This is a genomic window from Castellaniella caeni NBRC 101664 (assembly GCF_001592225.1).
Classification (GTDB): domain Bacteria; phylum Pseudomonadota; class Gammaproteobacteria; order Burkholderiales; family Burkholderiaceae_B; genus Castellaniella; species Castellaniella caeni.
Genome location: NZ_BCWN01000004.1, coordinates 162,054 through 173,103, shown reverse-complemented (window position 1 = coordinate 173,103; position 11,050 = coordinate 162,054). Strand labels below are relative to the sequence as shown.

The following is an 11,050-nucleotide window of genomic DNA, read 5'->3' as shown; positions in this document are numbered from 1 at the left end:
TTCTGTGACATTTTTTTGTGGAATGCCTCATGAGCTTCAAGGTCTCGGTGCAGCCAGCGGGTCGGGATTTCATCGCCGAGCCCGGCCAGACCATACTCGATGCCGCCCTGGCCGCCGGCATGGTGTTGCCCTACAGCTGTCGCAACGGCACGTGTTCGACCTGCCGCGGCAAGGTGGTGTCGGGCAGCTACGAAGCCGGGGTGGCGCCCGAGCGCATTCTGGATGCCGCCGACCTGGCCCAGGGCTACACCCTGTTCTGCCAGGCGCGTCCCACATCCGACCTCTGCATCGAGGCCGAAGAAGTGCGGATGCGTGGCGACATCGTCGTGCGCAAGATGCCGGTGCGGGTGCAGGCGCTCACGCCGCTGGCCACCGACGTCATCGAGCTCACCTTGCAGCTGCCGTCCGCCGAAGCCTTCAATTTTCAGCCGGGCCAGTATCTCGAATTCCTCTTCAAGGACGGCAGTCGGCGCAGCTATTCCATGGCATGCGCGCAGGTGCACGACCATCGCGTGCAGCTGCACGTGCGTCACATGCCGGGCGGGGCTTTTACCGATCGGCTGTTTGGCGGCACCGATCAACCGCTCAAGGCGCGCGACATCCTGCGCATCGAAGGGCCCTTGGGGTCGTTTTTCCTGCGTGACGACGATCGGCCCATCGTCTTCCTGGCCAGTGGCACGGGCTTTGCCCCCATCAAGGCCATGGTCGAAGGCATGCTCGCGCGCGACGACCGCCGCCCGGCCGTGCTCTACTGGGGCGGGCGCCGCCCGGCAGATCTTTATCAAGCCGATCTGGCGCGAGCCTGGCAGGCGCAAAGGCCCGGTTTCACCTTCGTGCCGGTGGTCTCCGACGCCCGGCCCGAAGACGGCTGGGCGGGGCGCACCGGCTGGGTGCACCAGGCCGTGATGGCCGATTTGCCCGATCTGTCCGCCCATCAGGTCTATGCCTGCGGCGCGCCGCCCATGGTCGAAGCCGCCCGGCGCGATTTCGTCCACCTGTGCGGCCTGCCGCCGGACGCCTTTTATGCCGATGCCTTTACGTCCGAGGCCGACCGCGCCGAGGTGCGGGCATGAAAGTTGCCGTTTTCGGGGCGGGCATCATCGGGGTGTCCAGCGCCTGGTGGCTGGCCCGGGCAGGCCACGAGGTCGAGGTCATCGACCGCCGCCCGGGGGCCGCACTGGAAACCAGCCGCGCCAATGGCGGCCAGATATCGGTCTGCTATGCCGAACCCTGGGCCAGCCGACACACGCTCAACAACATCCTGCGCTGGATGGGGCGGGCCGACGCCCCGCTGCGGGTGCGCCTGCGGCTCAGCCCGCGCCAGTGGCTGTGGTGTGCGCGCTTTCTGGCCGAATGCCGCGCCGCGCGCTTCAATGCCAACCTGCGCGCCATGGTCGGCCTGGCGCAGTACAGCCGGGCCACCCTGCGCGAACTGCGCGCCGAGCTGGGCATCGAATACGATCACCTCGAACGCGGCATCCTGGCCTTCTACCGCGATCCGCGCGAGTTCGAGCACGCCCAGGCCAGTGCGGCGCTGATGCGCGAGCTGGGGGTGGATCGCCGGGTGCTGGACGCCGCCGAAGTCGTGCGCATCGAGCCCGCCCTGGCCGCCGCGCGCGATCCCATCGTCGGCGGCGACTTCACCGCCGACGACGAATCGGGCGACGTCCATCTCTTTACGCGCGCCCTGGCCGAGAAGGCGCGCGACGCGGGCGTGGTTTTTCGCTTCAATACGCACGTCAACCGCCTGGTGCCCGTCAACGGGCGGGTGTCGGTGGCCGAGCTCATCGAGCCCGACGGTTTCTTTCGCGCCCTGAAGGCCGACGCCTACGTCGTGGCGCTGGGCAGCTTCAGCCCCATGCTGCTGGCCCCGCTGGGGGTGGCCTGCCCGGTGTATCCGGCCAAGGGCTATTCGGCCACCTTCGGGCTGCGCGATCCCGACGCCACGCCGATGGTGAGCCTGGTCGATCAAGAGGCCAAGATCGTCACTTCGCGCCTGGGCGATCATCTGCGCATGGCGGGCACCGCCGAGATCGGCGGCTATTCGCGCGCGCTGGATACGGGCCGTTGCAATCAGCTGGTGGAACACGCCCGGTCTTTGTTCCCAAATGCCCTCGATTTTGATAACGTTCAGTTCTGGTCCGGCCTGCGGCCAACGACGCCTTCCAATGTGCCGTTGATTGGCCGCTCGCGCATCCGCAACCTGTATCTCAACACAGGGCACGGCAGCCTGGGATGGACCATGGGCGCTGGCTCGGGCAGGGTGCTGGCCGATCTGGTTTCGGGCCGCGTGCCGGACATTCGTTTTCCTTTTTTGGACTGACTCACTATGAAATCCCCCTTTGGCTCCGGCGTGCAGCGTCCGGGATTGCGTGCTGTCTGCGCGCTGGTCGCGGCTGTCGTGGCCGTGCCGGTCTGGGCCGCCACGAACGTGCCCGTCTGGGTGTCGCTCAATGGGCATAACGCCGAGGCCTTCCAGAGCCTCGTCAAGGCCTACAACCGCAGCCAGTCTGCCGTGCAGGTGCAGGTGCGCGCTTTCGACACGCCCGCCGCGCTCAACCAGGCGCTCGACGGCGCCGCGCGAGGCAAGGGGCTGCCCGCGCTGGCCCAGCTGGGCGACAGCCATACACTCGAAGAAATATCCGCGCGCAGCTACGTGCAGCCGCTGTACACCCTGCAAAAAAGCGGCCCGCTCAAGAATGTGCGCTGGTTCGTGTCCTCGGACAATGCCTTCATCCACGATGCCAAGGGGCGCCTGATGGCCTTCCCGGCCATGCTCGAAGTGCCGGTCATGTACTACAACCAGGATGCCTTCAAGAAGGCCGGGATTGCCCCCGCCGCGCCCAAGCGCACCTGGATGGATCTGCAGGGGCAGCTGGTCGATCTGGCCAACCACGGGTCGCGCCAGTGTCCGCTGGCGTCCGATCTGCCGGTCTCCATCAACCTCGAAAACCTGGCCGCCGTCAACAACCAGCTGTACGCCAGCGCCGATAACGGCCTGAAGGCCAAGGGCCTGCCCAGCTTCTCGTTCGACACCACCTACGTGCGCCACCTGTCGCTCATGGTGAGCTGGGTGCGTTCGCAGATCATGGTCAAGCCCGAGGCCGGCCTGCAGTCGGCCAGCCGCTTTGCCGAAGGCCAGTGCGCCGTGTTCATGTCCAATTCGGGCAACATCGGTCAGTTCAACAGCCAGCGCAAGCTCAATTACGCCGTCTCCGGCCTGCCGTACTACCCCGAGGTCACCAAGGTGCCGGGCAACCCCTTCGTCAGCGGCGCCGGCCTGTGGGTGATGAAGACGTCCAAGCCCGTCACCGAGGCCGCGGCGTCGTTCCTGGCCTGGATGGCGCAGCCCGAGCAGGCGGCCCGCTGGTATCAGGAAACCGGCTATCTGCCGCTGACGCAGGCCGCCTTCGATGCCACCCCTGCCAGTTATTACAGCCGTCTGGGGCAGTGGCGCAGCCTGGTGGCCGTATACGCGGGGCGTTCGGCGGTCACCGGCCAGGGTTTCCGCATCCATAACTATCCGGCCATCCGCTCGCGTTTCCAGCAGATTCTCACCACCGCGCTCGACGGCCAGCAGCCCGCCGTCACGGCGCTCAGCCTGGCCGCCACCGAGGGCAACCGCCTGTCGCGCCAGCGCTGAGACTCTTTTATCCGTTCGTACTTCCCAGTCTGGCGGCGCCCAAGCCGCCAGGCCACCATAGGCGCCTGATTCCTCGAATCCGGCGCCTTTTGCTTGCCGCATTCGAGCTTGCGAACGGAGGGCGGCATGTGGAAGCGGCTGGTGGCAGTGGGGTTGGCAGTGGGGCTGGGCGGCTGTGCTGCTACCGGGGACAGCGCCTGGTGGCGGGCATTCGCCGGTCTGGAGGCGCCGGTGGGCGCGTATCACTTCGACTGGCGCCTGTCGGGCGACCCCGGCCTTGCGCCCCTGCAGGTCTTTGACGACGGCCAGGATACCTGGCTGCAATACCCCCAGGGGCAGGCGGTTCCCGCCCTCTTTGCCCGCACGGCGGCGGGCGATCGCCTGCTGACGCCGCGCCGCGAGGGCGATTACCTGGTGGTGCGCGGTGTGCCTGGGCACCTGGTGATGCGTGGCGGCCTGCTGCAGGCCGAGGCGCAGCGCGTCTCGACGGTGGGGCAGGCGGATGGCGCGGCTGGCGTACATGACGCGACTGCCGCCGTGGCGGCGGCCGTGGCTGTCGCCGCGCCGTCGGCGCCTGAGGTGGGCGGGTTTGCCGCGCTGCCCGCAGCGCCCGTTGCGGCGCCTGTTTCGGGTGCGGCGCCGTCGCCCGAGAGGCTGCCTGTTGCTGGCAGGGCGGGGTCTGATTTGCCAGCCGCAGGCAGGGCGGACGGTGTCGTGGCAGGCAGCCAGGCCGGTGGTGGGGCCGCGATGCGCGGGGGCCGGACGGGCGGCGAAGGTGCGACCAGCGAGGCTGCGGTCGGCCGTGTGCATCCGCCTGCCGCGCGCCTGGAATCCTTCGAGGTGACGCCTGCCGACGGCAACGTGCGCCGTGCCCTGGGGCGCTGGGCGCGTCAGGCGGGCTGGACGTTCGATACCGAGCACTGGGCGGTGGATGTGGACATCCCGCTGGCCGGGTCGGCCGTTTTCCAGGAGCCGTTTCGCGCCGCCGTCCGGGGCCTGCTCGCGGCCACCGAGCTGGGCGACCGTCCGCTGCAGCCTTGCTTCTATAACAACCGGGTCTTGCGCGTCGTGCCGCTGGCACAGCGCTGCGACCGCACGCAGGCAGCCGGGGCCGAATCATGAGCTGGCGTCTCGTGAGCGGCGGGCTGGCGGTCGGCCTCACCTTGTCCGCCTGCACCTTGCCCGAGCGCCTGCGTCAGGCGGCGCAGGACTATCTGCGCGCCGACCAGGCCGTCGAACAGGGGCACGAGCGCTTCGGCCGTGCGCTGGCCGATCCGGCGCGGCGGCTGGCCGCGCAAGACGTTGACAAGCCCTGGGTGGCGGGTCGGGCGCAGCCCCTGGCGCGCGAAGCGCTGTTGCCGTCCGCGTTGCGGGCCTCGGTGAAGACAACCTTGCTGTTTGCCGATGGCACGGACGACCTTCGCGTCCTGGGGCGGCGGATTGCCGCCGTCACCGGGATTCCCGTCACGGTGCGGCCAGACGCGCTCTTGCCCGCCTGGCACTTCCTGCCGCGCCTGGCGAGTCTTGCCGGGCAAGGCGGGGCGGCTGCCGCGCCGGAGCCGGCCTTCGACCCGGCGGGCGGCCCCGCCCCCTTGCCGGAAATCCTGGATCGCATCAGCGCCCACGCCGGGGTGCGCTGGCGCTATGAACAGGGCCGCCTCGAATTTTTCCGCACCGATACGCGCGTCTTCAACGTCCGTGCGCTGACGTTGGACGCGCGGGCGCAGGCGTCATTGGGCCTGGGGGCGCGCCAGGCCGAGGGCGGCTTCATCAGCACGTCCAGCACGCAACTGAGCAGCGGCGAGCAGGACGTCATGAAAACCGTGCGCGCCCGCATTGAGCCCTTCCTGTCGCGGGCCGGGGTGCTGGCCGCCGAGCCCGGGGCGGGGGCCACCGTCGTGGTCACCGACACCCCCGAAGTGCTGGATCGCATCGCCCGCTATCTGGATCAGGAGAACCGCGCGCTCACGCGGCGCGTGCGCCTGATCTTTGAAGAACTCACGGTGGCGCTCGACGAGCAGGCCCAGCTCAGCCTCGACTGGAATCTCGTCTTTTCGGGTGCCCGGGTGGCGGCGGGGCTGGCGCTGCCCGCGCTGGCGAGCGAGTCGGCGGCCAGCCTGGGGGTGGGGATGGTGCAGGGGGCCATGACGGGCAGCGAGGCCGTCATCCGCGCGCTGGGCGAGTCGGTGCGTCTGGTGCGCCGCAGCAGCGTCCCCATGCTGACGCTCAATCGCCGTCCGGTCACGCATGCCGTGCGTACGACTTTCTCGTACATCGACCGGGTGGAAACGACCCCCTTGTCCGGGGTCAATGGCCTGGCTGTGCCCGCGGTCTCGGTCAACCAGAAAGAAGAGACCGTCGGGTCGCTGCTCACGCTGGTGCCCGACGCGCAGGAGGACGGCCAGATTCTCCTGTCCCTGGCGTATGACAACACGGTGGCGCAGCCACTCAAGAGCGTCACCTTCGGCGACAAGAACAACCCCCTGCAGCTGCAGCAGCTCACGATCGAGGGCAACGGCACGGTGCAGCAGCTGGCCTTGCAGCCAGGACAGCCACTGGTCGTGTCCGGCTTCGACCGCCGCCAGACCGAAAGCGGCGAGCGGCGCCTGAACCCCGGCCTGCCCGCGATCCTGGGCGGCGGCGAGCAGCTGCATGCGCAGCGCCTGGCCACGGTGCTGATCATCACCGCGCAGGTCGAAGAGGGGTTGTGAGCATGCGGACGACGCGCCTGGTCTGGGTAGAACAAATCCCGTTGGTCTTCGGGCTCGAATGGCTGCCCCTGCTGGGCGAGCCCGATCGTATCGCGTCGCAGGCGCGCCAGGAAGGCGCGGGGCACTGGGTTCTGTCGGGTAATCCGCCCGCGGCGCTGGGGCTGGCCCGGGGCCTGGCCGTGCGTCGTCCGTGCTGGTCGGCGGCGGCGCTTTGGGCCCGGCAACATCCGCAGGGCACAGTGGCCTGTGTGCTGGCACTCGACACGCACAGCTGGCACGTGCTGGCCAGCCACGAAGGGGTGGCGCTGGCGCGTGCCGACCGTGGTTATCCGGATCAGGCCCTGGCCACGCAAGCGCTTGAGACCTTGCGCCTGTCCTATCCCCGCCTGCGGCAGGTATGTGCCGACGACGACGGCGTGCCCAAGCAGCTGGCGGGCCTGGCTGCCGGGGCGCCGCCCATGACGCGTGTGCATCGGCGCGCCCGCTGGCTGTTCGTCGCGGCCCTGGCCCTGGCGCTGGTTGCGGCGGGCGCCATCTGGCTGCGCGGGTGGACGGCGGATCGGCCCGCCGCCGATGCCCGACAACAGGGGGCCTGGGAGGCGGCGCTGTCCGCCGCTCTGGCCCGGCGGCCCATTCATGGCGAGGCGGGCACGCGCGCCTTGCTGGGCGCGGTTTACCGGCAGCCCGCCCGCCTGGCGGGCTGGTCTCTGCAATCCCTGTCGTGCCAGCCCGCGCCGCCTTCGACGCAATGGCACTGCCGCAGCGAATACCGGCGCCGGGATGCGCGGGCGGACAACCGAGGTCTGCTGCGGGGGGCGCTGGCGGGCTGGACGGTGGATTTTCCGGCGCTGGACATCGCCCAGGTCACCTGGCGCGTGCCGGTGCCCGCGCAGCCGCCCGATCCACGGCGGCTGCCCCGCGCCCGCCTGGCCATGCGGGACTGGGCCAGCGCCTTGCAGGCCGTGCTGCCCGCGTTCACGACCCTGCGCCTCGAGGCTGCCCGCCCCCTGACGGTCGAGGCGCCGCGCGACGAACAGGGTCGCGCGCTGCCGCCGCCCGCCACGCTGCCTGCGCTTGCCTTGCGCGCCCTGCGGGTCGAGGGGCCTTTGCGCTCGGGGGTCTTGCTGGCGCCGCTGGCGCAGTCCGTGTCCTGGCAGAAGCTCTCGGTGTCCCATCTGCCGGGCACGCGCCCGGGGCTGCGGGCCAGCCGCCTGTCGTTTCATCTGGAGGGCCATGTCTATGAAAATCATCCCTGAGCGGCAAGGCCGCGTGCGCAGGTCGGCATGCGCTGTCCTGCTGTGCCTGTTGCCCCTGCTGTCCGGTGCATTGTCGGCCCGCGCGGCGGTGCCAGGTGGGGCCGTGCCGTCCAAGGCGCAGCAGGCCGTGACGCAGGCATCGCCGCCACGGGCGCCCTCGCCGCAGCAGGCGCCCGGTGACGGCCCGGGCGGTCTCCGGGCCGATGCCCCGGGCAATTCCCAGGCGGATCCCCAGGAACACTGGCAGGTGCAGTCGATTCACGAACTGATGCAGCAAGACCTGAACGACGCCCACCGCCGCGCCGCCGCGCCCGAGCGCGCCGCTGGTTCGGCGGTGGGGCTTGCCGCCCAGGGGCTGCTGGCCCCCCGGCTGGTGGCGCTCTACGGCGTGGGGCAGGCGCTCATGGCGGAAGTGCAGGTGGGCCAGCGGGCCTATCTCTACGTGCGCGGCCAGGCCTACCCCGCCGGACATGCCGGGGATCGCGGCGTCTATCAGTTGCGCGGCATGAACGGGGCCTGCGTCCAGCTCGAACGCGGGGACGACCGGCATTCCCTGTGCCTGCGGATGCTGCTGGGCGAGGTGCGGCCATGAAACCGTGGTCGTCCGTCCCGCAGCTGGCCGAGCCCAGCATGCCCTTCGATCTGGCCCAGGCCGCCACCATCGAGCGTCCCGAACAGCTCGCGGCGCTCGAACCACCCTTGCAGCGCCTCTTGGCGCGCGAACTGGGCGTGCTGCCCCTGGCCGACCGCATCTGTCCGGTCGAGCGGGCCAATGGGCAGGTGACGCTGCTGGCGCGTGCCGAGTACGTGGGCAGCGATCAGGCCGATGCCCTGATCCGGCGCATCCAGGCCGCGGGCTACGCCTTGTCCGAGCCTGTGCGCTACGTCGTGCCCGCGCCCCTGTTGCTGGCCCTGTCGCGCAGCCCGGGCGGCGCGCTGCCTGCGCGCCACGGCTCGGGGCGCACGCCCACCGCGCTTGCCGGGGTGTTCCAGGATCTCGTCGAATGGGGCGTGCGCCAGGGGGCCACCGACCTGCACCTCAACGTCTACCGGGACGCGCCGGAATCCGAGGTGCGCTACACCGTGGCCGGGCGCTATGTCGCGCCCGACCGCTTCCGGCCCATGCCCACCGACTTGCTGATGGACGTGCTGTCGGTGGCCTGGATGGACATCCAGGGCGGCAATGGCGCCGTCTTCGACCCTTTGTGCGAACAGCAGGGCAGTCTCCTGCGTCAGGTGGATGGCCGCGCCTACACTCTGCGCTGGGCGTCGCTGGCGGCTGATCGCGGGCCCAGCGTGTGCCTGCGCTTCCTGGCGCGCGACGCGGACGCGCAGTTTGCCACGCTCGAAGGGCTGGGATACCAGCCCGGACAGGTAGCGTGCTTCGAGCGCGTCCTGTGCTCCGAAGGGGGGGCTGTCGTGCTCGCGGGCACGGTGGGCTCGGGCAAATCCACGACCCTGGCCACGCTGATCCGGTGCCTGCCGGGACACCGCAAGGTCATCACGCTGGAAGAGCCGGTCGAATACCGCATCGAGGGCGCCATCCAGAACACGATCGCGCGCGATCCAGGCGCGGCGGCACAGGGCCCGTACGCCGCCAAGCTGCGCACCCTGAAGCGGTCGGCCATGAGCGATGTGCTGCTGGGCGAAATCCGTGATGCCGACAGTGGCGTGGCGTTCATGGATCTGGCGGGCTCGGGGGTCAACGTCTACACCACGGTTCACGCCCCCGGCGCGCACGCCATCGTCGATCGCCTGGCGTCCCGCTTCATCGGCATGCCGCGCGACTTCCTGCTGACGCCCGGCGTGCTCAAGTTGCTGGTCTTTCAAGTGCTGCTGCCAGTGCTGTGTCCGCGGTGCGCCGCGCCCGCCCGCGAGGCCGAACTGTGCCGTGGCGATGCCACGGGCCGCAGTGTGGCGGACTGGACGCGCTGGCTGGGCTGGATCGAACAGCTCTGGGGCATCGACCGGGCCGCCTTGCGTCTGCGCAACCGCGCGGGCTGCGCCCACTGCCGCGCCGAGCAACTGCCGACGCTGGCCGGGTACTGGGGGCGCACCGTGGCGGCCGAACTGCTCGAGCCGGGTCTCGCGGCGCTGGCGTCCGAGGCAGGGCACGCCTATCTTCCCGATCCACGGCACAGCGCCATGGCGCACGCCATGGAGAAGGTCGGGCGCGGCCTGGTCGATCCGCGCGACGTCGAGGCGCGCTTCATGGCGTTTGAAACCCTGCTGCTGCGCCGCCAGCGCCTGGCCGCCGCCGACGGGACGGTGCGAACCAGCGCCGGAGGTGCGTCATGAAAGCGGGCCTGCCCTGGGTGCGGCGGCTGCGGCAGCGCCTGGACGTCTGGCGCTTCGCCGCGCGGCGGGCCGATTATTTCGATTACCTGCACGCGGTGCTGGCGGCCAGCCAGGGGCGGCTTACGCTGCGCGAGCTGTTCGACCGGGATGCGCTGCGTCACGGCCCCGCATCCGTGCGCGGGCGCCTGTCGCGCGGCTGGTCGGCTCGCTGCGAGGCGGGCGGCGGCGATCTGCACACCACCTGGCGCGGATGTTTTCCGGGCGACGAACTGGCCCTGGTGCGCTCCGCCCAGGCGCTGGGCAATGCGCGGCTGCTGGCCTGCTTTCAGGCGCTGGCGCGGCACCTGGGCCTGCTGATCCAGGCCCGGCAGCTGGTTTGGGCCACCCTGGCGGTCGCAGGCGTGGCGCTGCTGGTGCTGGCCGGGCTCATGCTGGCCATTCCCCTGTGGACTGCGCCGGCCTTGCAGCAGGCGTTCCAGGGCTTGCCTCCCGTGTACTACGGTGGCCGGGCGCAGGCCCTGTTTGCCGCCGCCCAGGCGCTGCGGCTGTGGGGCTTCGCGCTGCCGCTCGGGGTGCTGCTGGGCCTGGCCGCGCTGCTGAGCACCTTGCCCCACGCCAGCGGGCGCTGGCGTCGTCGGCTCGACCGGCTGGGGCCCTGGCGCCTGTATCGCCAGGTGCAGGCGCTGCGCTTCGTGGCGCTCATGGCCATGCTGCTGCAAGAGGGCGGCGGGCATTCCACGCAGGTGCGTCCCGTGCTGGTCTTGCTGCATGAAGACGCCCGGCCCTGGCTGGCCGCCCACCTGCGCGGGATGATCGCCCGCGTCGATCAGGGCTGCGTCGGCGCGCGGGCCTTCGATACGGGGCTGCTCGACCGCGAGCTGATCTGGTTTCTCGACGACATGGTGGCGGCGCGTGGCCTGCAGGCGGGCTTGCAGGCCACGCACGCGCGCATGCGGCAGGTGTGGATGCGGCGCGTCCGGCGCGAGGCCCAGGCCATGCGCTGGCTGGTGCTGCTTGCCTGCGTCGGCTGCGCCGTGGGCCTGGCGCTGTGGCACTACGCCGTCATCGACGACCTGCGGCGTGGCTGGATGATGTTTCAAGCCAGCCAATAGTGGCTGGCTCAAGGGCCGGAAGACCGGCAA

The 11,050-nt window shown here is 70.5% G+C and carries 9 protein-coding genes; all 9 read left to right on the top strand.

The genetic code is table 11. The annotated features are described in order from the left end of the window. Positions 1-29: 29 nt before the first annotated feature. The 9 genes from CCA01S_RS04220 (at position 30) to CCA01S_RS04180 (ending at position 11,020) form a co-directional block, all read left to right on the top strand. Positions 30-1,073, top strand: a complete 1,044-nt coding sequence (locus tag CCA01S_RS04220) for a CDP-6-deoxy-delta-3,4-glucoseen reductase (RefSeq protein WP_066454514.1) — start codon at positions 30-32, stop codon at positions 1,071-1,073. Beyond that, positions 1,070-2,323, top strand: coding sequence for a D-amino acid dehydrogenase (locus CCA01S_RS04215; RefSeq protein ID WP_066454506.1), 1,254 nt, complete (start codon positions 1,070-1,072; stop codon positions 2,321-2,323). Before CCA01S_RS04220 ends, CCA01S_RS04215 begins: the two co-directional genes overlap by 4 nt. A gap of 6 nt (positions 2,324-2,329) precedes the next feature. After that, the gene (locus CCA01S_RS04210) at positions 2,330-3,643 is read left to right on the top strand and encodes an extracellular solute-binding protein (RefSeq protein ID WP_066454504.1); all 1,314 of its coding nucleotides are present in this window, start codon (positions 2,330-2,332) and stop codon (positions 3,641-3,643) included. A gap of 126 nt (positions 3,644-3,769) precedes the next feature. After that, positions 3,770-4,765, top strand: coding sequence for a TrbG/VirB9 family P-type conjugative transfer protein (locus CCA01S_RS04205; RefSeq protein WP_066454502.1), 996 nt, complete (start codon positions 3,770-3,772; stop codon positions 4,763-4,765). Next, positions 4,762-6,354, top strand: a complete 1,593-nt coding sequence (locus CCA01S_RS04200) for a hypothetical protein (protein WP_066454500.1) — start codon at positions 4,762-4,764, stop codon at positions 6,352-6,354. Before CCA01S_RS04205 ends, CCA01S_RS04200 begins: the two co-directional genes overlap by 4 nt. A gap of 2 nt (positions 6,355-6,356) precedes the next feature. Continuing rightward, the gene (locus CCA01S_RS04195) at positions 6,357-7,610 is read left to right on the top strand and encodes a hypothetical protein (protein WP_066454498.1); all 1,254 of its coding nucleotides are present in this window, start codon (positions 6,357-6,359) and stop codon (positions 7,608-7,610) included. Then, a complete protein-coding gene (locus tag CCA01S_RS04190) occupies positions 7,594-8,202 on the top strand; it encodes a hypothetical protein (RefSeq protein WP_066454494.1) in 609 nt (202 codons plus the stop codon). The genes CCA01S_RS04195 and CCA01S_RS04190 overlap by 17 nt, the downstream gene beginning before the upstream one ends. Continuing rightward, the gene (locus tag CCA01S_RS04185; RefSeq protein ID WP_066454493.1) at positions 8,199-9,908 is read left to right on the top strand and encodes an ATPase, T2SS/T4P/T4SS family; all 1,710 of its coding nucleotides are present in this window, start codon (positions 8,199-8,201) and stop codon (positions 9,906-9,908) included. Before CCA01S_RS04190 ends, CCA01S_RS04185 begins: the two co-directional genes overlap by 4 nt. Continuing rightward, a complete protein-coding gene (locus CCA01S_RS04180) occupies positions 9,905-11,020 on the top strand; it encodes a hypothetical protein (protein ID WP_066454492.1) in 1,116 nt (371 codons plus the stop codon). Before CCA01S_RS04185 ends, CCA01S_RS04180 begins: the two co-directional genes overlap by 4 nt. Positions 11,021-11,050 lie beyond the last annotated feature (30 nt).

Excerpts from the sequence above, each read along its gene's own strand:
- CCA01S_RS04220 (WP_066454514.1), top strand. The coding sequence starts at position 30 with ATGAGCTTCAAGGTCTCGGTGCAGCCAGCGGGTCGGGATTTCATCGCC.
- CCA01S_RS04215 (WP_066454506.1), top strand. The coding sequence starts at position 1,070 with ATGAAAGTTGCCGTTTTCGGGGCGGGCATCATCGGGGTGTCCAGCGCC.
- CCA01S_RS04210 (WP_066454504.1), top strand. The coding sequence starts at position 2,330 with ATGAAATCCCCCTTTGGCTCCGGCGTGCAGCGTCCGGGATTGCGTGCT.
- CCA01S_RS04205 (WP_066454502.1), top strand. The coding sequence starts at position 3,770 with ATGTGGAAGCGGCTGGTGGCAGTGGGGTTGGCAGTGGGGCTGGGCGGC.
- CCA01S_RS04200 (WP_066454500.1), top strand. The coding sequence starts at position 4,762 with ATGAGCTGGCGTCTCGTGAGCGGCGGGCTGGCGGTCGGCCTCACCTTG.
- CCA01S_RS04195 (WP_066454498.1), top strand. The coding sequence starts at position 6,357 with ATGCGGACGACGCGCCTGGTCTGGGTAGAACAAATCCCGTTGGTCTTC.
- CCA01S_RS04190 (WP_066454494.1), top strand. The coding sequence starts at position 7,594 with ATGAAAATCATCCCTGAGCGGCAAGGCCGCGTGCGCAGGTCGGCATGC.
- CCA01S_RS04185 (WP_066454493.1), top strand. The coding sequence starts at position 8,199 with ATGAAACCGTGGTCGTCCGTCCCGCAGCTGGCCGAGCCCAGCATGCCC.
- CCA01S_RS04180 (WP_066454492.1), top strand. The coding sequence starts at position 9,905 with ATGAAAGCGGGCCTGCCCTGGGTGCGGCGGCTGCGGCAGCGCCTGGAC.